Annotated in this window: 21 protein-coding genes; 17 read left to right on the forward strand and 4 right to left on the reverse strand. The window is 70.6% G+C overall.

What is annotated here, in order from left to right:
• Positions 1-143: 143 nt before the first annotated feature.
• The 8 genes from hutI to H9634_RS07575 all read left to right on the forward strand — a co-directional run bounded on the left by hutI (position 144) and on the right by H9634_RS07575 (position 9,104).
• A complete protein-coding gene (gene hutI / locus H9634_RS07540) occupies positions 144-1,361 on the forward strand; it encodes an imidazolonepropionase (RefSeq protein WP_191726205.1) in 1,218 nt (405 codons plus the stop codon).
• Between the two features lie 11 nt (positions 1,362-1,372).
• A complete protein-coding gene (hutH, locus tag H9634_RS07545; protein WP_191726091.1) occupies positions 1,373-2,962 on the forward strand; it encodes a histidine ammonia-lyase in 1,590 nt (529 codons plus the stop codon).
• Entirely contained in the window at positions 2,959-4,224 is a 1,266-nt protein-coding gene (locus H9634_RS07550; RefSeq protein WP_191726092.1) for an allantoate amidohydrolase, read from the forward strand. The genes hutH and H9634_RS07550 overlap by 4 nt, the downstream gene beginning before the upstream one ends.
• On the forward strand, positions 4,221-5,612 hold the full coding sequence (locus tag H9634_RS07555; RefSeq protein WP_191726093.1) for a formimidoylglutamate deiminase: 1,392 nt from the start codon (positions 4,221-4,223) through the stop codon (positions 5,610-5,612). The genes H9634_RS07550 and H9634_RS07555 overlap by 4 nt, the downstream gene beginning before the upstream one ends.
• A 1-nt stretch (position 5,613) precedes the next feature.
• Positions 5,614-6,360: an IclR family transcriptional regulator gene (locus H9634_RS07560; protein WP_191726094.1), complete on the forward strand. Its 747-nt coding sequence runs from the start codon at positions 5,614-5,616 to the stop codon at positions 6,358-6,360.
• 244 nt (positions 6,361-6,604) lie between these two features.
• Positions 6,605-7,480, forward strand: a complete 876-nt coding sequence (locus H9634_RS07565) for a peptidoglycan-binding protein (RefSeq protein WP_191726095.1) — start codon at positions 6,605-6,607, stop codon at positions 7,478-7,480.
• A gap of 47 nt (positions 7,481-7,527) precedes the next feature.
• Complete coding sequence (locus H9634_RS07570; protein ID WP_191726096.1) at positions 7,528-8,133, forward strand: M23 family metallopeptidase; 606 nt, start codon at positions 7,528-7,530, stop codon at positions 8,131-8,133.
• Between the two features lie 155 nt (positions 8,134-8,288).
• Positions 8,289-9,104: an SDR family oxidoreductase gene (locus H9634_RS07575; RefSeq protein ID WP_191726097.1), complete on the forward strand. Its 816-nt coding sequence runs from the start codon at positions 8,289-8,291 to the stop codon at positions 9,102-9,104.
• A 19-nt stretch (positions 9,105-9,123) separates the two neighbouring features.
• Here the strand turns inward: H9634_RS07575 and H9634_RS07580 are convergent, their stop codons facing one another.
• Together H9634_RS07580 and H9634_RS07585 are read right to left on the reverse strand one after the other, a co-directional pair.
• Entirely contained in the window at positions 9,124-10,356 is a 1,233-nt protein-coding gene (locus tag H9634_RS07580) for a molybdopterin molybdotransferase MoeA (RefSeq protein ID WP_191726098.1), read from the reverse strand.
• A 52-nt stretch (positions 10,357-10,408) separates the two neighbouring features.
• Positions 10,409-11,017, reverse strand: coding sequence for a mycothiol transferase (locus H9634_RS07585; RefSeq protein WP_191726099.1), 609 nt, complete (start codon positions 11,015-11,017; stop codon positions 10,409-10,411).
• Between the two features lie 144 nt (positions 11,018-11,161).
• Between H9634_RS07585 and H9634_RS07590 the strand changes: the two genes are divergently transcribed.
• The 3 genes from H9634_RS07590 (at position 11,162) to H9634_RS07600 (ending at position 13,213) form a co-directional block, all read left to right on the forward strand.
• Positions 11,162-12,169: a helix-turn-helix transcriptional regulator gene (locus H9634_RS07590; RefSeq protein WP_191726100.1), complete on the forward strand. Its 1,008-nt coding sequence runs from the start codon at positions 11,162-11,164 to the stop codon at positions 12,167-12,169.
• A gap of 21 nt (positions 12,170-12,190) precedes the next feature.
• The gene (locus H9634_RS07595; protein WP_191726101.1) at positions 12,191-12,475 is read left to right on the forward strand and encodes a hypothetical protein; all 285 of its coding nucleotides are present in this window, start codon (positions 12,191-12,193) and stop codon (positions 12,473-12,475) included.
• A gap of 309 nt (positions 12,476-12,784) precedes the next feature.
• Positions 12,785-13,213 carry a hypothetical protein gene (locus H9634_RS07600; RefSeq protein ID WP_191726102.1) on the forward strand — a complete coding sequence of 143 codons (429 nt, stop codon included), beginning with the start codon at positions 12,785-12,787 and terminating at the stop codon, positions 13,211-13,213.
• Here the strand turns inward: H9634_RS07600 and H9634_RS07605 are convergent.
• Both H9634_RS07605 and moaA read right to left on the reverse strand, forming a co-directional pair.
• Positions 13,164-13,472, reverse strand: a complete 309-nt coding sequence (locus H9634_RS07605) for a MoaD/ThiS family protein (RefSeq protein WP_191726103.1) — start codon at positions 13,470-13,472, stop codon at positions 13,164-13,166. The two genes, H9634_RS07600 and H9634_RS07605, sit on opposite strands and share 50 nt — an antisense overlap.
• A gap of 2 nt (positions 13,473-13,474) precedes the next feature.
• Complete coding sequence (gene moaA, locus H9634_RS07610; RefSeq protein WP_191726104.1) at positions 13,475-14,605, reverse strand: GTP 3',8-cyclase MoaA; 1,131 nt, start codon at positions 14,603-14,605, stop codon at positions 13,475-13,477.
• A 90-nt stretch (positions 14,606-14,695) separates the two neighbouring features.
• Between moaA and H9634_RS07615 the strand changes: the two genes are divergently transcribed.
• From H9634_RS07615 to H9634_RS07640, 6 genes are read left to right on the forward strand one after another with little or no spacing between them, the layout of a single operon-like run.
• Positions 14,696-15,985: a molybdopterin molybdotransferase MoeA gene (locus H9634_RS07615; RefSeq protein WP_191726105.1), complete on the forward strand. Its 1,290-nt coding sequence runs from the start codon at positions 14,696-14,698 to the stop codon at positions 15,983-15,985.
• Positions 15,978-16,481 carry a cyclic pyranopterin monophosphate synthase MoaC gene (gene moaC / locus H9634_RS07620; RefSeq protein ID WP_191726106.1) on the forward strand — a complete coding sequence of 168 codons (504 nt, stop codon included), beginning with the start codon at positions 15,978-15,980 and terminating at the stop codon, positions 16,479-16,481. The genes H9634_RS07615 and moaC overlap by 8 nt, the downstream gene beginning before the upstream one ends.
• On the forward strand, positions 16,468-17,508 hold the full coding sequence (locus tag H9634_RS07625; RefSeq protein ID WP_191726107.1) for a molybdenum cofactor biosynthesis protein MoaE: 1,041 nt from the start codon (positions 16,468-16,470) through the stop codon (positions 17,506-17,508). Before moaC ends, H9634_RS07625 begins: the two co-directional genes overlap by 14 nt.
• Complete coding sequence (locus H9634_RS07630; RefSeq protein ID WP_191726108.1) at positions 17,505-18,614, forward strand: ThiF family adenylyltransferase; 1,110 nt, start codon at positions 17,505-17,507, stop codon at positions 18,612-18,614. The genes H9634_RS07625 and H9634_RS07630 overlap by 4 nt, the downstream gene beginning before the upstream one ends.
• Positions 18,614-19,456, forward strand: a complete 843-nt coding sequence (fdhD, locus tag H9634_RS07635) for a formate dehydrogenase accessory sulfurtransferase FdhD (RefSeq protein ID WP_191726109.1) — start codon at positions 18,614-18,616, stop codon at positions 19,454-19,456. Before H9634_RS07630 ends, fdhD begins: the two co-directional genes overlap by 1 nt.
• Positions 19,456-19,860, forward strand: coding sequence for a VOC family protein (locus H9634_RS07640; RefSeq protein ID WP_191726110.1), 405 nt, complete (start codon positions 19,456-19,458; stop codon positions 19,858-19,860). Before fdhD ends, H9634_RS07640 begins: the two co-directional genes overlap by 1 nt.
• Positions 19,861-19,869 lie beyond the last annotated feature (9 nt).

A 19,869-nucleotide genomic window follows, 5' to 3' on the forward strand; every position in this document is an offset into this window, starting at 1 on the left:
CCGGACGATAATGGAGTGAGTCCGGTGCCTGGAAACCTCTCGCGGTGGCACTCTGGAGACGACTGCCGTGTGCGCGCCATCCACGCGGCCAGACGCCGAACGACCACGGCGATGACGCCGCCGGCCAGCGCAGAAGGGAAACCATGGGCACCATCCTCGTGACCGACATTTCGGAGCTCGTGACCAACGACCCGTCAGCCGCCACCGCAGACCCAGCCACCACCTCGGCGCCGGAGGGCTACGAACGCCTCGGCGTCATCACCGACGCCGCGATGCTCATCGACGGCGACACCGTCAGCTGGGTCGGCCCAGCTGCTGACGCCCCTGCCGGTGACACGACGATCTCCGCCAAGGGCGGCGCGGTCATCCCCGGCTTCGTCGACAGCCACAACCACCTCGTCTTCGCCGGTGACCGCTCCGCTGAGTTCGCCGCCCGGATGGCCGGCCAGAAGTACTCCGCCGGCGGCATCGCCACCACGGTCGCCGCAACCCGCGCGGCCAGCGACGCCGAACTCGAAGACAACCTCACGATGCTCATGCGCCAGGCCGAGCACTCCGGGACCACGACCTTCGAGATCAAGACCGGCTACGGGCTCACGCTTGACGACGAGATCCGCCAGCTCGACATCATCAACCGCCACACCGATGAGTCCACCCTCATCGCCGCCCACGTCGTCCCGCCGGAGTACAAGGACGACCCCGAGGGCTACGTCGATCTCGTCATCGATGAGATCATCCCGGCCGCCGCCGGCAAAGCGAAGTGGATCGACGTGTTCTGCGAAGAGGGCGCCTTCACCGAAGACCAGACCGCCCGCATCCTCGACGCCGGCGTCGCCGCCGGCATGCGCCCGCGCCTGCACGCCAACCAGCTCACCGCAGGCGGGGCGCTGCAACTGGCCGCCGCACACAGCTGCGCCTCGGCCGATCACGCGACCTTCGCCTCGGACGCGGACCTTGCCGCCCTCGCTGAGGCCGGCACCGTGGCCACCCTGCTGCCCGGCGTCGAGTTCTCCACCCGCCAGCCCTACCCCGACGCCCGCCGCTTCCACGCCGCCGGCGTCACCGTCGCCATCGCCAGTGACTGCAACCCCGGCTCGTGCTTCACCAGCTCGATCCCCTTCTGCATCGCCCTGGCCGTGCGCGACATGCACTTCACCGTCGAACAGGCCGTCTGGTCGGCCACCGCCGGCGGCGCCGCCGCACTCGAACGCTCCGACATCGGCCGGCTGAGCCCCGGCGCCCGCGCCGACTTCTCCATCCTCACCGCCCCCAGCTACCGGCACCTGGCCTACCGGCCCGGCGTCAACCTCATCGCCGAAGTCCACCGCGCCGGCCGCCCGATCGCCGTCAACCCATCCTGAAAGGCACCCACATGACTGCTTCTGTCGCCCTCGAACCCAATGCGCTGACCTTCGCCGACGTCGTCGCTGTCGCCCGCCATGACGCGCAGGTCACCGTGCCCGAGGCGGTGGCTGAGACCGTGGCCGCCAACCGTGCCGCAGTCGAGGCGCTGGCCGAGGCGCCGCGCCCGGTCTACGGTGTCTCCACCGGTTTCGGTGCGCTCGCCCAGCGCCACATCGCCCACGATCTGCGCGCGCAGCTGCAGAAGTCCCTCATCCGCTCGCACGCCGCTGGCGTCGGCACCCCGGTCGAACGCGAGGTCGTGCGCGCGCTCATGCTGCTGCGTGCCCGCACCCTGGCCACCGGTCGCACCGGTGTGCGCCTGGAGACCCTCCAGACCTACGTCGCGATCCTCAACGCCGGCATCACCCCGGTCGTCTACGAATACGGGTCGCTGGGCTGCTCGGGTGACCTCGCGCCCCTGTCGGCCTGCGCACTGGTGGCAATGGGTGAAGGCGAGGTCCACGGACCCGACGGCACCACCGCCTCGGCCGCGGACGCCCTCGCCGAAGCCGGCATCGAACCGCTCGAACTCGCCGAGAAGGAGGGCCTGGCGCTCGTCAACGGCACCGACGGGATGCTCGGCATGCTCATCCTCGCCCTGCACGACATCGAGAACCTGCTCACGACCGCAGACCTGACCGCCGCGATGAGCGTTGAAGCGCAGCTGGGCACCGACCGGGTGTTCATGCCCGATCTGCACGAGCCGCTGCGCCCCCACCCCGGCCAGGCCGCCTCGGCAGCGAACATGCTCACTGCGCTTGAGGGCTCGCCGATCGTCGCCAGCCACCGCGACTCGACCCACCTCGTCCAGGACGCCTACTCGCTGCGCTGCACCCCGCAGGTCACCGGTGCCGCTCGCGATGCCGCCGCCTACGCCGCCCAGGTCGCCGCCCGTGAACTGCGCTCAGCCATCGACAACCCCGTCGTGCTGCCTGACGGTTCGGTGTCCTCGAACGGCAACTTCCACGGCGCACCGCTGGCCCACGCGCTCGACTTCCTCGCCATCGCCGTCGCCGATGCCGCCAACATCGCCGAACGCCGCACCGACCGGATGATGGACGTCGCCCGCAACGAGGGCCTGCCGCCCTTCCTCGCCGACGACGCCGGTGTCGACTCCGGGCTCATGATCGCCCACTACACGCAGGCCGCCCTCGTCTCCGAGCTCAAGCGCCTGGCCACCCCTGCCAGCGTCGACTCGATCCCCTCATCTGCCATGCAGGAGGATCACGTCTCGATGGGCTGGTCGGCCGCCCGGAAGCTGCGCACCGCGGTGACGAACTTCGCCTCCGTGCTCGGCATCGAACTCTACGCCGCCGCCCGTGCCACCGACCTGCGCGAGGCCGACCCGGCCGCCGTCACCGGCGCGGTCATCAGCCTGCTGCGCCAGACCGTCCCCGGCCCCGGCCCGGACCGGTTCCTCTCACCGGAGCTCGCCGATGCGATCGAGCTCGTCGCCTCCGGCCAGGTCAGCGCCGCCGCCGAGGCGGTGGCCGGCCTGACGCATACCCTCACCGACACCGATGGCACCGTGCTGAATGGACGGAGTGAACAGTCATGACCGACGTCACCGGCCTCATGGGCCAGATCGAATCGATCGGCACCGACCCGCGGGGGCCCGGTTACCTGCGGCCGGGCTACTCGCCGATCGAACGCGAGCTGCGCGACTGGTTCACAGCCGAAGCCGAGCGCCGCAGCCTCGATGTCGAGATCGACGCCAACGGCATCGTCTGGGCCTGGGCGACCGCCCCGGGTGAGAACGCCGTCGTCACCGGCTCGCATCTGGATTCGGTGCCCGGCGGCGGCCAGTTCGACGGCCCGCTCGGCGTCGCCTCGGCGCTGGCCGCCTACGACGAACTCAAGGCCCGCGGCACCTTCGACCGGCCCACCCGGCCGTTCGCCCTCGCGGTGTTCCCCGAAGAGGAGGGCTCCCGCTTCGGGCTCGCCTGCCTCGGATCCCGGCTGCTGACCGGCGCCGTCGCCGCCGATGATGCCCTGGCGCTGACCGACCAGAACGGCGACACGCTGGCTGACATCGTCACCCGCTACGACCTCGACCCGCAGCGCATGGGCGCCGACCGGGACCGCGTCGCCCAGATCGGCTCGTTCATCGAACTGCACGTCGAACAGGGCGTCGGCCTCATCAACACCGACCAGCCGGTGGCGATCGGCTCCTCGATCGTCGGCCACGGCCGCTGGCACTTCCGCTTCACCGGCCAGGGCAACCACGCCGGCACCACCCCGATGGCCCACCGCGCCGACCCCGTCGCCGCCGCCAGCCGCCTCATCGGCGACATCCCGGCACTGGCCGACGGCTTCGACGAGGCCGTCGCAACCGTCGGACGCACCTCCATCCACCCCGGCGGCACGAACGTCATCGCCTCGGCGATGGACTTCTGGCTCGACATCCGCCATGACTCCGACGACGTCGTCTCCGAAGTCCTCGACGCCATCACCACCCGCGGCAAGGAGCGTGCCGCCGAGGCCGCCGGCCCCGGTGCGCGGGAGAACGGCGTCGAGGTCGGCCTCGACGTCAGCCGCGAATCCTACTCACCGACGACGTACTTCCACCGCGAACTCAACGACCGGCTGCGCGCCGTCCTGCCAGATGCGCCGCTGCTGCCGACCGGCGCCGGCCACGACGCCGGCATCCTCGCCGCACACGTGCCCTCGGCGATGCTGTTCGTGCGCAACCCCACCGGCGTCTCCCACGCCCCGGAGGAAGCCTGCGAAGACGACGATGCCCGCGCCGGTGCCCAGGCACTGGCCGATGTGCTCGCCGCCGAACTCCTCCACGGCCTCGACACCGGCACGGCGTCATGACCCGCTCGCTGCACTTCGAAGCCGCCTGGCTGGCACCTGGCCGGTACGCCCGCGACGTGCGGGTCAGCATCGACGACACCGGCATCATCACCGCCATCGAGGAGGGTGCCGACCCTGGCGCGGCTGCCGGACCCGAGGTGAACCAGAAGCTGGCAGGGTTCGCGATCCCCGGCGCCGTCAACGCCCATTCGCATGCCTTCCACCGGCTGCTGCGCGGCCGCACCCACGGCGACGGTGGAACCTTCTGGACGTGGCGCGAGGTGATGTACCGGGTGGCCGGCCAGCTCGACCCGGAGAACTACTACCGGGCCGCGCGTGCCATCTACGCCGAGATGGTCACCGCCGGCTATACGGCAGTCGGCGAGTTCCACTACGTCCACTACGCCCCCGGCGGCACACCCTATGCCGAGCCGCACGCCATGGAGCGCGCACTCGCCCAGGCCGCCTGTGATGCCGGGATCCGGCTCGTCCTCCTCGACACCTGCTACCTCACCGGTGCGATCGGCGAGGAGCTCGGTGCCGAGCAGCAGCGCTTCGGCGACGGCACGATCGACGGCTACCTGCAGCGCCACACCGCCCTGGCTGAGACCCTGGCCGCCGACTTCCCCGCCCATGTCACCGGCGGGGTGACCCTCGGTGCTGCGATCCACTCGGTGCGCGCTGTGCCCGCCGCAGCCCTGCCGGCCTTCACCGCACTCGACGGCCCGCTGCACGTCCACCTGTCCGAACAGCCGGCCGAGAACGACGCCTGCCGGATGGCCTACGGGAAGACCCCCACGCAGCTGCTCGCCGACGCCGGGGTTGTGACCGACCGGCTCTCAGCCGTTCACGCCACCCACCTGACCGATGCGGACATCGAGCTGCTCGGCCAGGCCGCCTCCACGATCGTCATGTGTCCGACAACCGAAGCCGATCTGGCAGACGGCATCGGCCCAGCCCGCGCACTCGCCGACGCCGGCGCGGTCATCAGCCTCGGCTCCGACCAGCACGTCACCCTCGATCCGCTGCTGGAACTGCGCGGCCTCGAAGCCGGTGAACGGCTCGGCTCCGGTCAGCGCGGCCGCTTCAGCCCCGCCGAACTGCTCGCCGCACTCACCTCCGGCGGCAGCCGGTCCCTGCACTTAGGCGACTCGAACGCCGCGGCCACCACCGCCTCGGGCGCGGGCCTGGCCACAGGCCAGCCGGCCGACATCGCCGTCATCGCCGCCGACACCCCGCGCACCTACGGATCCGCAGGCGAGCAGATCATGCTCGCAGGCACCGCCGCCGATGTCACCCACGTGTTCTCCGCCGGCCGGCTCGTCGCAGAGCACGGCGTGCACGCAAGCCTCGGGCCGGTCGGTGAGCTCTACCGGGAGGCCTACCGGGCCTTCGACTTCGGGGACTGAGATGGCCGAAGTCCCAGCCCTGCGCCGCGCGGTCGCAATCCTGCGCGCGCTGGCCGGATCGAACCGGCCGGTCACCGCAGGTGCGATGGCGCGCTCGCTGTCGATCCCGCGCTCGTCGATCTACGAGATCCTCTCGGTGCTCGAAGAGCTCGGGCTGGTGACGAAGACCGGCGGCGGGTACATGCTCGGCGCCGGCGTGTCCGAACTCGGCAGCGCCTATGTGCGGGCCAATCCGCTGCAGCGGCTGTCGGCCCCGATCGTGCGCCAGCTGGCCGAGGCGACCCGCGGGACTGCGCAGCTGGCGGTGCTGCGCGGCTGGGAGACCGTCTACGTGCTCAAGGAGCAGTCGGTCGAATCCGTGGCCGTCATCACCGCCACCGGCGTGCGGATGCCGGCCTACCTGACCGCCACCGGCCGGGCGATCATGTCCGCGCTGCCCAAACGCGATGTGCTCGCGCTGCTGAGCGGCGAGGACGTCTTCGTCTCCCGCACCGGTGCCGGGCCCACCTCGATGCGGCAGCTGCTCGGCCAGCTCGCCCAGACCCGCCAGCAGGGCTTTGCGCTCGAACGCGGGGAGATCACCCCGGGCGTGTGCACGATCGCCGCGCCGGTATTCGATGTGCTCGACCGGCCGGTCGCCGGCGTCGGGGTCAGCATCCCGGATGATGAGCAGAGCGATGCGCGGTTACGCGAGGTCACCGACCGTGTCAAGGCCGCAGCCGATACGATCACCTCACGGCTGCGCTGACACGCCGACTGCAGGGCCGGCGTCACCTGCTGACCAGGGCGGACGCGTGTTCATTCCGATTCTCGGTTGGCCTAAGGTGGCGTTGGCGAACCGTGTGAAGACGCTCAGAGACCCCGCTTCCGGGTGGAGCTGACAGCAGGCGCGTGCTTAGCGTGTGAGACGTCGGACACCCCGGGCCGCGAACCCGGGTTCCCCAGTTCGGCGCGCACAGCTGATCCCCCACCCCTCAAGGAGCTGTTTCCCGATGCGAGCTCATGCAGCACGCACCCACCGCACACCCATCGCCGCTGCAGCTGGCACCGCCGCAGCCGTGCTCCTCGGAGCCGGACTCGCCGCGACCGCCTCGCAGCCGGCAACGGCCGCCACCACCGTCGACATGGAGAAGGTCGTGCTGGCAGCCCAGCTCGACCCCGCCAAGAACGGCACCGACCCGACCGACGGGGCCGCCGCCTCGGTCAAGGCCGTCGAACAGGCGCTCGCCGATGCCAAGCACCTCGACGCCAAGCACGTCGACGGGCACTTCGGCTCGGCGACCGTCACCGCCTACTCCGCCTGGCAGAAGTCCCAGGGCGCCTCCGGGGAGGCCGCCAACGGGCTGCCCGGCACCGGCACTATGAAGAAGCTCGGTGAGAAGGGCGGATTCGCCGTCACGAACACCATCGACCTCGGCAAGCGCACCACCGTCGACGGGCAGACGCTCAACCAGCGCACCGCCGACATGCTGGCCGAAGCCGAGAAGATCTCCGGCGTCGACCTGCACCTGACCCAGGGCTCCTACGAGGCCGACGGCGCCGACGCGTCCGCCGGCACGCATGACGGCGGGGGTGCGCTCGACGCCGCGACGAAGAACCTGTCGACAGACGACCGCGCCAAGGCCGTCACGGCGCTGCGCCAGGTCGGCTTCGCCGCCTGGGACCGCACCGGCGTCGGCACCTTCGACCCGCACATCCACGCCGTCGCGATCTCCGACACCGACCTCGACTCCTCGGTGTGGAAGAAGGACCGCAACCGGCAGATCTTCGACTACTACAACGGTATGGACGGGCTGACCAAGCACGGCCCGGACAACGGACCGAACGTCGCCAAGCAGACCTGGGAGGAGTACCAGCGCAGCAGCTGACCAGCACGCACCCCGACACCGAACTCTGATCTCGAAGGAGACACCTGATGAATCCCCGCACCCAGCACACCCGCATCCCGCTGACCCGCCGCCTCGCGCTCGGCACCGGCGCACTCGCCGCTGCCGCCGCCATGTTCGGCGGCTTGGCCCCAGCCGCGCAGGCAGCCCCGGACGCCGCGCCCGAGGCGGTGGCCGCCGGACCGAGCTTCCAGGTCCCGTTCCCCTGCGGCGAGTCGTGGACGGCCGCGACGTGGAAGGGACACAACCCGGCCAAGTCGGTCGACTTCCAGCACAGCCCGGCCGAGGGCTGGAAGGTGTTCGCCTCCGCCAAGGGCACCGTGAGCAAGGTCCGCGATCTGGGCAACACCTCGTACGGCAAGTACATCGAGATCGACCACGGCAACGGCTGGAAGACCCTGTACGCGCACCTGAAGTCCTTCGAGGTCTCCGAAGGCGACACCGTCGATGCGAAGACGTTCATCGGCCGCGTTGGCAACACCGGCGGCTCGCAGGGCGCCCACCTGCACTACGAGCAGAAGCACAACGGCGCTGTGCAGGAGTCGAACTTCGCCAGCGGCAAGCCGATCTACCCATACGGCAAGAAGAGCCTCGAGCGCACCGACCAGTGCCCCTCGGACCCCGGCCAGCAGTGACCGCTGCTGAATCCGCGTCAGCGCCCCGGCTGCGAAGCCGGGGCGCTGTCCGCTGTGCGGGCGCAGAAGTATCGCCCCGGCCTGCGCGCATTGCCGGACAGGTGCCGGCTCGATAGCGTGACAGATACCACCCCCACCAGCTCACAAGGAGAGCCATGAGCACGCAGCGCACCGTCGTCATCACCGGATCAGCCTCAGGAATCGGAGCCGCGACAGCGCAGCTGGCGCGCGAGCAGGGGGACCGGGTCATCGGCGTCGATCTGCGCGATGCCGATGTCATCGCGGATCTCAGCACGCCGGAGGGCCGGACCCAGGCTGCCGAACAGGCGGTCGCGGCAGCTGACGGACGCATCGACGCCGTCATCGCCTGCGCCGGCATCGCCGCACCGATTCCCAAGACGCTGTCGATCAACTACTTCGGCGTCGTCGAACTCCTCCAAGCCCTCCGCCCGACCCTGGCGGAATCCGCAGCGCCGCGCGTCGTCGCGGTCAGCTCGATGGCCTCGCTGCAGCCAGCGCCTGCCGAGCTCGTCGAGGCGCTGCTCGCCGGCGACGAGGCGCTCGCCCTCGAACGGGCCGAGGCCTACACCAGCCAGGATCAGCAGACCGCCTACGCCGTCTACCCGGCATCGAAGCGCGCCCTGTCGCGGTGGCTGCGCCGCGCCTCTGTCACCGACGAGTGGGCAGGGGCCGGGATCCCGCTCAACGCGGTGGCGCCCGGAACCGTGCTCACCCCGATGACGAAGGAGCTGCTGGCCACCGAGGAGAGCCGCGCGTTCGTCGACCAGTCTGTGCCGATGCCGCTGAACTACCATCAGCCGCCGGAGTCGGTGGCCACCCTGCTGCTGTTCCTCGCCAGCCCCGCGACGACCCACACGACCGGGCAGACGGTCTACTGCGACGGCGGTGCCGATGCGGTGCTGCGCGGTGATGACATCTGGTCGTGGAACGACCCGCAGTCCCAGCGCTGAGGGCAGCGAAGCCGAACCCTCACCGCTGCGGCCACGGCAGGTCGAGCACCTGAGCCTGCTCGCCGGCGCACAGACCCGCAGTCGGCACGGTGAGGAACCCGTCAGCCTCGGTGAGTCCGCGCAGCATGTTCGACCCGCGGGCATCGCAGGGCTCCCAACGGCCGCCGTCACGCTGGCGGGCCGGCATGAGTGTGCTCACGCGCACCGGCCGCACCTCGACGGCAGCCTCCACCGAACGCGCCGGGCGCAGCGGGCTGCCGAGCATCCCGCACAGCAGCGGTTCGACGACGACGCGCATCGCCGTCATCGCCGCCAGCGGATTGCCCGGCAGCCCGACATGCCAGGCCCCCGGGTGCCCACCGAGCTGCGCGAACGTCGTCGGATGTCCTGGCCGCATCGCCAGCTCCGGGAACAGCAGCTCACTGGCCAAGCGTGCTGACTCCCGCCTGACGTGGTCGGCATCCGAATGTCCGGTCCCGCCGGTGGTGAGCACGACATCCGCGGCCGCCAGCGCCTCGCGGAGGGCGACCCGGGTCGCCTGCGCATCGTCAGCGATCCGCCGCACGTCGATCACGTCTCCGCCCAGGCCTGCCACGAGTCCCGGCAGCGCCGGTCCGAAGGTGTCGCGCACCTGCCCGGGTGCTGGCTGACCTGCGGTGATGACCTCGTCTCCGGTCATCAGCAGCGCCACCCGCGGCCGCCTGCGCACCGGCAGCGCATCGAGTCCGGCAACGGCCGCATAGGCCAGATCGGCCGGTGAGAGCACCCGCCCGCCTTCCAGCAGCACCTCACCGGCGCGGGTCTCCCGGCCGGCTCGCCGGATGTTGCGCGCCGGCGCCAGATCCGTTGCCGGGGCATCAGCGCGCAGCCGCAGCCCGGTCTGTCCGGCCGCGTCGGCTCCCATCGCCTCGGCGTGTTCGCAGCGCACGATGCTCGTGGTGCCTGCCGGCACCGCGCCGCCGGTGAGGATCGGCCGCGCCCACCCAGCCGTCAGCGGACGGGCGCCGGATGCGGCGTGGGCATCCGCTCCCGAGGCGGTGCTCGCCTCGAGCTGCCAAGGAGGTGGGCCGGACACGGCGAAACCGTCCATCGCCGAGGAGTCGAAATGCGGGATCGCGCGGCCGGCTGTCAGCGTGTGAGCGAGCACCCGGCCCAGGCACGCAGGCAGCGGCTGCGCTGCGGTCGGCTGGAGTGTCGAGGCACCGGCACTGGCGGCGATGGTGATCGCCTCGGCCCAGTCGGGGTGGGTCATGGTGTCATTCTCACATGACCCCGGCCGGCCGCACATGATCCCGGCCAGCGCCTCAGCCGGGCAGCCCCCATTGTGCCGCCTGCTGCTGCCACTGCTCGACGGTGCCGCCGTCGGCGTAGAAGTTCAGCTCGTAGGCGATCCTGCCGTCGATCGCCTCACGGATGAGATCGGCGTGCCCGGCGTGCCGGGCGATCTCGGTGATGATGTGGTGGATCACCCAGCGGTTGCTGAATGAGTCGACGTCAGGCAGATAGGCCGGGTGCGGATTCGGCACGCGGGCGTCGAGATCGAGCTCGGAGACGACCTCGGCGATCTCATCGATGCGCCCGTCGACGATGCCCAGCAGCCGCTGCAGATCCGGCTCAGCCGGCACCTCGGCTCCGGTGTGCATCATCGACAGGCCGATCTGCGCGCCGATCTGCGGGTACTCGCTGTCGGCGATGAGCGCTGGGGCGCGTCGTGCGGCGGTCAGCCAGCCGTGGATGACCTGCGCGCCGTGGGCGAGCAGTCCTGCGATCGACAGGCGGCTCGGCAGCGGGGTCGCGCATGCCTGCTCCCAGCTGAGGTTCCATGCGGTGCTGCGCAGCTGGCGTGTCTGCTGCTGGGCGACGGTGATGAGGGCGTCGCGTTCGTCGGTGACGGAGGGCGTGAAGAAGGGCATGAGAACTCCTTGTCTCTGACCTGGCCGGAGGGCCGTGCGCCCCAGGGCTGCGCTGCGGTTGCGGCGGGCCCTGCCGGTCAGGTGGTGCCAGCATGACGCTGGATCCGGACATTTTCTGACCGCATCAGCATTAGGCTTGCTGGTATGTCCCGGCGGACGGATGAGCACACGCTCGAGCTGCTCGGCCTGCTGGCCAGCGGCCGGGCGCTCACGAGTGCCGAATTGGCCGCTCGGCTACACACGTCTGAGCGTTCGGTCCGCCGTGATATCGCCTATCTGCGCGAGCACGGCTATCGCATCGACGCCGCACGTGGGCCCGGTGGCGGGTACGTCAGTCCTGGGGGAGTGGTGCTCCCGCCGCTGCAGTACACCGCCGATGAGGCCTTCGCTCTGGCACTGGCGCTGCGCTCACTCACCAGCCTCGGCGTGCACGAACAGGCCGGGGCTGTCGGCACGGCAGCGGCCAAACTCGCAGCAGTGCTGCCCGGCCCGCTGGCCGCCGAAGTCGACCGGGCCGCAACCGCGATCCACGCGGCTGCCGGCAATGAGCCTCAGGTGCCGCTGGCCAGGATCGCCGGGCTCGCCCGCGCCATCGCCGCCGGATGCCTCGCCGACATCCGCCACGCCCGAGGCGAGACCACCGTGATGCGCCGCGTCGAACCCTATGCACTCGTCGTCTTCGGCAGCCACTGGTACCTCGTCGCCCACCGGCACGACACCGCCCCGGCTGACACCGGGCAGCCGGTCGACGGCTGGCGGACCTACCGGCTCGACCGCATCACCGAGGTCCATCAGACGACCTTCGGCTTCACTCCGCGCAGCAGTGCACCAGCGGCGACCGACCCGGTCGCGTTCGTCCGCCAGCAGGTGACGGCCGCGGTCTACGCGGTCATGGTCACCGCAGTCGTCGAGGCGCCTGCTGCCGAGATCTCCGAGAGGTTTCCGGGCCGGTCCGGCACCGTCGAACCGATCGATGATGCCCGCTGCCGCGTGAGCATCGGCGCCGGCACCGGGAGTCTGCGGTGGCTGCTGCTCCACCTGCTCAGCCTCGACGTGCCCTTCACCATCACCGACCCGCCGGAAGCCCGCACTGAACTCGCGCAGCTGTCCGATCTGGCCGCAGCCGCAGCCAGAGCTACCGCCCCACGCTGAAACTCCGCATAGACTCGGCGCATGCTCGGCACCTTCGACTCTCCATCCCCACTCGGCATCGGCCTCGCCATCGTCGTGGGCGTTGGTGCGGTCGTCATCCACGTCTGTCTCACGCGCCGCAACCCCTGGTGGCTCGGCGCGATCATGCCCGTCGCCTGGGTTCTCGGGGCAGCCGCCATCGCAGCGACCCGGAGCACAGCGCTGGCCGACCTGCGCGATGACGCGATCATCGTGGTCATGCTTCTGTTCCTCTGGTGGGTGAACGGCGATGCGCGAGCGCGCCGGCGCCGGTCTCCGGCAGACTGAGACCCGCGTCGGAGCGACGTCAGTGCTGGCAGCGGGTATCCTCATCAGGGCGAACCTCACGACTGGTGGGTGGGACGAACATCGGGGCGGGCTTCCTCTATCCTGCAGGTTCAGGAATGTGCGCCGTGGCCGTCCTGGTCGCCGCGATCGCCCGCGCCCAGATGGTTCTCCGCCGCCGCAGGCAACATCCGTGACCCCTCACCCGCCAGCGAACGGCGGCAGCACATCGACGCGCGGCCCCATCATGCAGGCGCGTGCAGCTGGAGGGATCTGTCCTACTGTGAGGGAGACGAAAAACTGGAGCGGAAAATGAACGTGCATTCCCCCATCGCGGCATTCAGTTCCGCCCTCGCAGGTGTGTTCTTCGCCGTGGTCGCAGTCTCCGCCTGGTGTGATCTCCTGTACGGGAACCCGCTGATTCTCGTGCAGCTGTCTGCGGCGAGTGCCGCCTGGCTGTGCGGCATGATCGCTGTGGTTCGGGCGCCGATCTCGAAAGAGGGACGGTGGCTGACCGCCATCCTCTTCACACTGGCTGCAGGCCTTCAGTGCACAGCCGGAGCCATCTTCCTCAAACAGAACCTGACTGGCGGCGGGCCGAATATCGGCGCTGGTGGAGCCGATCTCATCGGCTCGGTCCTGTGCACTCTCTCCTGTGCTGTTGCGTGGCTGATTTCCTTCCGTTCAGCAGTCACCCGCCGGCAAACGGCGGCAACACATCGACCCGCTGACCAGGGTTGATGAGCGTTCCCTCGAGCACGACGAACCCGTCGACGAAGCTCGAGCTCTCCGCCAGCACCGTCTTGAGTGCCGGCTCCCCAGCCGGCGGATCCGGGTGCCGTTCGGCCAGCAGCTCGAAGAGCTGCGCCTCGCTCACCGGCTCAGCCAGCGGCACCTGCTCCTCGGCGATCCCACCGGCGGCAGCCCGGGCGGCGGCGAAGTACCGGACGGTGACCTCCCAGCCGTCCCCCGCCTCGGGCGCGGTGTGCTGCTGATCCATCCTCACCCTCCGATCGCGCTCATCGAGCGCTCCGGCTGCACGTACTCATCGCTGTCGAGGCCCGGCCGGCCCATCCCGTGGGCGCGCGGCTTGAGCCACATCGCCTGCCGCCACGCCTGCCCGACGGCGGCGTCATCGGCATCCGAGCGCAGCAGCAGCGAGAGGTCGAACTCCTCATGCGAGAACAGGCACGAGCGGATCTTGCCCTCGGCGGTGATGCGGGTGCGCGTGCAGTCACTGCAGAACGGCTCGGTCACCGAGGCGATGATCCCCACCCGGCCCAGTGGTTCCCCAACCGTGCCCGAGGCGGTGGTTGCGTGCGGGTAGACCCGCCACCGCTGCGCTGGGGCGCCGGCGCGCGGGATGTCGTCGGCGATGAGATCCCAGTGTGCGCTCAGCTGGGTGCGGATCTCCTCGGCGGTGACCATGTTCGCCCGCGTCCAGCCGTGGTCGCCGTCGAGCGGCATCTGCTCGATGAACCGCAGCTCCAGCCCGCGGGCGAGTGCGAAGTCGAGCAGCTCTGCGGCCTGGTCGTCGTTGACCCCGCGCATGAGCACCGCGTTGATCTTCGCCGGTGACAGCCCGGCGGCCTGGGCCGCATCGATGCCGTCGAGCACCTGGGTGAGCCGGTCACGGCGGGCCAGCTTCGCGTAGGTGTCTGCGTCGATCGTGTCGAGGGAGATGTTGAGCCGCGACAGCCCGGCTTCGGCGAGCTTCGCTGCGCGGGCGGCTAAGCCGATGCCGTTGGTGGTGATGGCGATCGGCAGCGCGGCGTGTTCGGCGCGGATGCCGGCGATGATCGCCTCCAGGTCGGGCCGGATGAGCGGTTCGCCGCCGGTCAGCCGCAGCTGGGTGACCCCGAGGTCGCGCACGGCGATGCGCACAAGACGCACCACCTCGGCGGCGGTGAGCAGGCTCTCCTGCGGCATCCAGTTCATGCCCTCAGCAGGCATGCAGTAGGTGCAGCGCAGATTGCATTTGTCTGTCAGGGACACGCGCAGGTCGGTGCCGGCCCGGCCGAACTGATCGAGCAGCGGCCCGGAGGCAGGGGCATCGGCGGCCCGGCGGGCCAGCGACGCGGCGACGCTGCCGGCAGTGGGCCTGACGGTGGGAAGTCCCAGCTCAACAGACATGCATCGAGTCTAGCAACGGCGCGTGTGTCTCAGCTGGGAAGGCCCACGGCATCCACCGGGCGTGGAGCTTCGGGCACTAGGCTTGAGTCCATGACCACGAGTGCAGACGGCTGGCCGGCGACGGGCGCACGCTCGATCACCGCCCACATCCGTGCCGTCGCCGAGGCGGTGGCCGCCCAGGCCAGCGCGCGCACCGACGGTGGGGAGCGCGTGCGCACCGAAACCCTGCCGCTGGCGGCAGCCGCCGGCCGGGTGCTCGCCGCTGATGTCACCGCCAACCGCGACCTGCCCGGTTTCGATAACTCCCAGATGGACGGCTTCGCCGTCTGCGCAGCCGACACGCCTGCCACCCTGCCGCTGGCTCCGATGATCCCGGCCGGCCACTGGCCCGACCCGCTGCCGGAAGCTCAGGCCGCCCCGATCATGACCGGCGCCCCGATCCCCGCCGGGGCCGATGCGATCATCCCGATCGAAGACACCGACGCGACGAGCTTCGACGCCGCCGTGAGGGCCGGTCAGATCACCGTGCCCGAGGTGTCAGCTGGGACATTCGTGCGTCCCATCGGCTCCGACGCCCGCACCGGGGACCTGCTGCTGGCCGCCGGCACGCGGCTGACCGTCCCAGGGCTCGGCACCATCGCCGCACTCGGGCAGACCGAGGTGGCAGTCCACGCCAGGCCGCGGGCCGTCATCTACACCGGCGGTGACGAAGTGACAGCCCCGGGCACCACCCCGCTGCCCCCGGGCGCACTGTACGACGCGAACCTCACGATGCTCGCCGCCTGGCTGGACCGCAACGGTGTGGCCGTGGCCGCCTCCCGGCTCATCTCCGACACCGTCGCCGACTTCGCCGCCGTCCTCGAAGCCGACCTCGCCGCCCACGCCCCCGACCTCATCATCACCTCCGGCGGGATCAGCGCCGGCCGCTACGAAGTCATCCGCCAGGCACTCGAAGGCTGCGCCGCCTTCGGCTCGGTGACCATGCAGCCCGGCGGCCCGCAGGGACTCGGAACCCACACCTCGGGCGCGGTCATCATCTGCTTCCCCGGCAACCCCGTGAGCACCTGGGTGTCAGCCGAGATGTTCCTGCGGCCAGCGCTCGCCGAAGCATACCGGTGCACGTCGGCCCACCGCTGGCAGCCGGCCGCACTGAGCGAGGACGTCACCCCCTTGGCCCGCCGCGAGCAGATCCGGCGCGGCACCTGGCACACCGACGACACCGGCCACGTCACCGCGGCCGCCTTCTCCGGCACCAGCTCCCACCTGCTCGCCGCGGCCGCACAGGCCACCGCACTCATCCGCATCCCCGCTGGTGACGAGGTCGTCCCAGCCGGATCCACCGTCCAGATTCTGCCGCTTGAGGAGGCCCACGGTGAGTGAGCTCAGCCATGTCCGCGCCGACGGCACCGCCCATATGGTCGACGTGTCGGCTAAGCCGGTGACCGCCCGCAGCGCCACCGCCGAGGCGGTCGTCACCACCACCGCCGACGTCGTCGAGCAGATCTTCGCCGGCACCGCCCCGAAGGGCGATGTGCTCGCCGTCGCGAGGGTCGCCGGGATCATGGCGGCGAAGAAGACCCCCGAGCTCGTGCCGCTGTGCCACCCGCTGCCCATCAGCGGGGTCACCGTCGACTTCACCCGGCTGCCGGCCGGCGTCCACATCCGCACCCGCGTCAAGACCACTGCTGTGACCGGGGTGGAGATGGAGGCGCTGACCGCCGCCTCGGTCGCGGCACTGACCGTCTACGACATGATCAAGGCCCTCGACAAGGCCGCCGAGATCACCATCACGCGCGTCGTGACCAAGACCGGCGGCAAGAGCGGCGACTACCACCGCGCAGCTGATGAGGAGGGGACAGCGTATGAGCAGGGCTGATGCGTTCGCCTTCCAGCCCGGCCGCCGCGTCAAGCGCAAGCCGGACTTCGGGGCCGGTGACTGGGCTGCCGTCATCGTCGTCTCGACCGCCGCCGCCGAGGGCAGGGCTGCCGATACGACCGGGCCGCTGCTGACCGACTGGCTCACCGGCCACGGCTACCGGGTGCCCGAGCCGATCGTCGTCGCCGACGGCGACCCGGTGCGCACCGCACTGCAGCGCCTGCTCGCCGACCTGCCGGCAGGCGAGCGCCCGCGGTTCATCTTCACCACCGGCGGGACCGGCACCAACAGCGACGACACCACCCCCGAGGCGACGGCTGAGTTCATCGACCGACCGACCCCTGGCATCATGCACGCGCTGTGGGCCTACGGTCTGCAGAAGCTCGACGAGGCGATGATGAGCCGCGGGAGGGCGGGGCTGTGCGGGCAGACCTTCATCTGCAATCTGCCCGGCTCACCCGGCGGGGTGCGCGACGGCATCACCGTCCTCGACTCCGTCCTCCACCACCTGCAGGCACAGCTCGCAGACGTCCGCGACCACGACGACTCCCACCGCCACCCACGCCAGCCGGCCCCCGCCTCGGGACCGGCAACCGGCGTCATCCAGACCTCCATCACCGAGGACCCGCTCGACCCCGACGCCGCCGCGGCGGTGCTGAGCCCGCAGATGGGTGCGGTCGCGAGCTTCCGCGGGGTCATCCGCAACCACGACTCCGGCCGCGACGACGTCACCGGCCTCGACTACACCGCCCACCCGCAGGCCGGCGAGATCCTCGCCGCCACCTGCGCGGCCGTCGCCGAGGAGTTCGCCGCTGAGTCCGGTGGGGTGCGGATCTGGGCCGCCCACCGGATCGGCAGCCTCGCCGTCGGCGAGGACGCGCTCGTCGTCGCGGTCGCCGCTGCTCACCGGCGCGAGGCGTTCGCCTGCTGCGCCGAGCTCGTCGACCGGATCAAGGCCGAGGTGCCGATCTGGAAGCAGCAGCACTACGCGACCGGCGACCACGATTGGGTGGGGATCGGCTCATGAGCCACCCCCGCTATGCGCGGCAGATCACCGTTCCCGGCGTCGGGGTCGCCGGCCAGCATGCGCTCGGCCGGGCGCGCGTGCTCATCATCGGTGCCGGTGGGCTCGGCTCGCCGGCAGCCCTGTATCTCGCTGCCGCCGGGGTCGGCACGATCGGCATCGTCGATGACGATGAGGTGGAGCTGTCGAACCTGCACCGGCAGATCCTCCACACCACCGCCGACGTCGGCGTCGAGAAGACCGTCTCGGCTGCCGCGACCGTCAATGCGCTCAATCCCAATGTCACCGTCGAGATGCACCCGATCCGCCTCGACGCCGGCAACGCGTACGAGATCATCGGCGGCTACGACATCGTCATCGACGGGGCGGACAACTTCGACACCCGCTACCTCGTCTCCGATGCCGCCACGGTCGCCGACATCCCGCACGTGTGGGCCTCGGTGCTGACGACCGGCGGGCAGTTGAGCGTCTTCCATGCCTCCCGCGGTCCCGTCTACCGCGACCTGCTGCCGAGCCAGCCGGCACCTGGGGCGATCCCCAGCTGCGCGGAGGCCGGGGTGCTCGGCGTGGTCCCCGGCATCCTCGGCGTCGCCCAGGCCGGTGAGGCGCTCAAGCTCATCCTCGACTTCGGTCAGCCGCTCATCGGCACCGTGCTCATCTACGACATGCGCACTGCCGGCTGGGAGCGGCTGCCGCTGCGCGCCAACCCGGCCGTGCGCCGCCCGGCCACCGCCGCCGAGGTGGGTTTCGACCTCGTGCCCGCGCTCAACTGCGCCCAGCTGCAGGAGGAGGTCGATGCGCTCGAAGTGCAGGGACGTCCGCTCGTGCTCGTCGATGTGCGCGAACCCTATGAGACCGAGACCGGGATCATCCCCGGTGCCCGCCTCATCCCGGTCGGCGAGTTCACCCAGAAGCCTCCCGCCGGCAGCGAGGCGGTCGCTGAACTCATCGACGAGGCGAAGTCCTCTGACGCCGAGGTGGTGCTGTACTGCAAGTCCGGCGCCCGCTCCCAGGCCGCCGCCCGCGTCCTTCTGCACTCCGGCGCCCAGGTCAAGCACCTCATCGGCGGGATCGACGCCTGGTACAAGCACCTCGACGAGGGGCTGTGATGCGCCGGGTCGTCCGCTCTCGCGTCCACCGCTTCAACGCCTCCGGTGAGGTCCGCGCCCGCGCCGACGCACTCGCCGGTGAGGAGCCGCTGGAAGTCCGCCTCGACGGCGAGCAGTTCACCGTCACCATGCGCACCCCCGGCGACGACGTCGAGCTCGTCGCCGGCTTCCTGCTGAGCGAGGGCGTCATCACGTCGATGGCCGACATCGTCGAGATCGACTTCGCCTCCGGACTCGACCCCGATGGCAGCCGCAACTACAACGTCGCCGCCGTCCGCCTGCAGTCCGGCGTGTGGGACCGCGAGAACTACGGCGCCCGCCAGGTCTACACGTCGAGCGCGTGCGGCATCTGCGGCACCGCCTCGATCGAAGCCGTCCGCAAGGAATCCGCCTACCCTGTCACCGCCCCCGAACCCGGGTTCATCAGCCCAACCGCAGTGCTCGCCCTGCCCGAGCTCCTGCGGTCGCACCAGTGTCTGTTCGATGCCACCGGCGGAGTGCATGCGGCCGGGCTGTTCACGGCTGGCAGGGAACCGGAGCTGCTGGTCCTGCGGGAGGACGTCGGCCGGCACAACGCCGTCGACAAGGTCCTCGGCTGGGCACTTGAGCAGAAGCTGATGCCGGCTGACCGGGCTGTCCTGCAGGTCTCGGGCCGGGCCTCCTTCGAACTCGTGCAGAAGGCCGCAATGGCTGGGATCCCGATGCTCTCGGCAGTCTCGGCCCCGTCAGCACTCGCCGTCGACCTCGGGCGAGAACTCGGCGTCACCGTCATCGGCTTCAACCGCGGCACCACCTTCAACGCCTACTCCCACGAGCTGCGACTGAAGGACGGGCGGCGGTGATGTCCTCGCCCGCCGGCAGCATCCACCACATCGAGCTGTGGGTTCCCGATTTGGAACGTGCCGCCCGGCAATGGGGATGGCTGCTCACGCAGCTGGGATATCGCGACTACCAGCAGTGGGAATACGGCCGGAGCTGGCAGTGCCGAGACGTGTACATCGTCATCGAACAGTCACCAGCCATGCGTGGGCTCTCCCACGACCGGCTGCGGCCGGGCCTCAACCACCTTGCCTTCCACGCAGGCGCCCCGACCGCTGTCGACGCGATCACCACATCAGCTGCCGAACACGGGTGGACGCTCATGTTCGCTGAAGAGCACCCGCACGCCGGTGGTGAGCACACCTACGCTGCCTACCTCATCAACGACGACGGTTTCGAGGTCGAACTGCAAGCACACCACCGCTGACTGCACTAT

Source organism: Brevibacterium gallinarum (genome assembly GCF_014836885.1).
Classification (GTDB): domain Bacteria; phylum Actinomycetota; class Actinomycetes; order Actinomycetales; family Brevibacteriaceae; genus Brevibacterium; species Brevibacterium gallinarum.

Coding starts and splice junctions, on each gene's coding strand:
- hutI (WP_191726205.1), top strand. CDS start 144: ATGGGCACCATCCTCGTGACCGACATTTCGGAGCTCGTGACCAACGAC.
- hutH (WP_191726091.1), top strand. CDS start 1,373: ATGACTGCTTCTGTCGCCCTCGAACCCAATGCGCTGACCTTCGCCGAC.
- H9634_RS07550 (WP_191726092.1), top strand. CDS start 2,959: ATGACCGACGTCACCGGCCTCATGGGCCAGATCGAATCGATCGGCACC.
- H9634_RS07555 (WP_191726093.1), top strand. CDS start 4,221: ATGACCCGCTCGCTGCACTTCGAAGCCGCCTGGCTGGCACCTGGCCGG.
- H9634_RS07560 (WP_191726094.1), top strand. CDS start 5,614: ATGGCCGAAGTCCCAGCCCTGCGCCGCGCGGTCGCAATCCTGCGCGCG.
- H9634_RS07565 (WP_191726095.1), top strand. CDS start 6,605: ATGCGAGCTCATGCAGCACGCACCCACCGCACACCCATCGCCGCTGCA.
- H9634_RS07570 (WP_191726096.1), top strand. CDS start 7,528: ATGAATCCCCGCACCCAGCACACCCGCATCCCGCTGACCCGCCGCCTC.
- H9634_RS07575 (WP_191726097.1), top strand. CDS start 8,289: ATGAGCACGCAGCGCACCGTCGTCATCACCGGATCAGCCTCAGGAATC.
- H9634_RS07580 (WP_191726098.1), bottom strand. CDS start 10,356: ATGACCCACCCCGACTGGGCCGAGGCGATCACCATCGCCGCCAGTGCC.
- H9634_RS07585 (WP_191726099.1), bottom strand. CDS start 11,017: ATGCCCTTCTTCACGCCCTCCGTCACCGACGAACGCGACGCCCTCATC.
- H9634_RS07590 (WP_191726100.1), top strand. CDS start 11,162: ATGTCCCGGCGGACGGATGAGCACACGCTCGAGCTGCTCGGCCTGCTG.
- H9634_RS07595 (WP_191726101.1), top strand. CDS start 12,191: ATGCTCGGCACCTTCGACTCTCCATCCCCACTCGGCATCGGCCTCGCC.
- H9634_RS07600 (WP_191726102.1), top strand. CDS start 12,785: ATGAACGTGCATTCCCCCATCGCGGCATTCAGTTCCGCCCTCGCAGGT.
- H9634_RS07605 (WP_191726103.1), bottom strand. CDS start 13,472: ATGGATCAGCAGCACACCGCGCCCGAGGCGGGGGACGGCTGGGAGGTC.
- moaA (WP_191726104.1), bottom strand. CDS start 14,605: ATGTCTGTTGAGCTGGGACTTCCCACCGTCAGGCCCACTGCCGGCAGC.
- H9634_RS07615 (WP_191726105.1), top strand. CDS start 14,696: ATGACCACGAGTGCAGACGGCTGGCCGGCGACGGGCGCACGCTCGATC.
- H9634_RS07625 (WP_191726107.1), top strand. CDS start 16,468: ATGAGCAGGGCTGATGCGTTCGCCTTCCAGCCCGGCCGCCGCGTCAAG.
- H9634_RS07630 (WP_191726108.1), top strand. CDS start 17,505: ATGAGCCACCCCCGCTATGCGCGGCAGATCACCGTTCCCGGCGTCGGG.
- fdhD (WP_191726109.1), top strand. CDS start 18,614: ATGCGCCGGGTCGTCCGCTCTCGCGTCCACCGCTTCAACGCCTCCGGT.
- H9634_RS07640 (WP_191726110.1), top strand. CDS start 19,456: ATGTCCTCGCCCGCCGGCAGCATCCACCACATCGAGCTGTGGGTTCCC.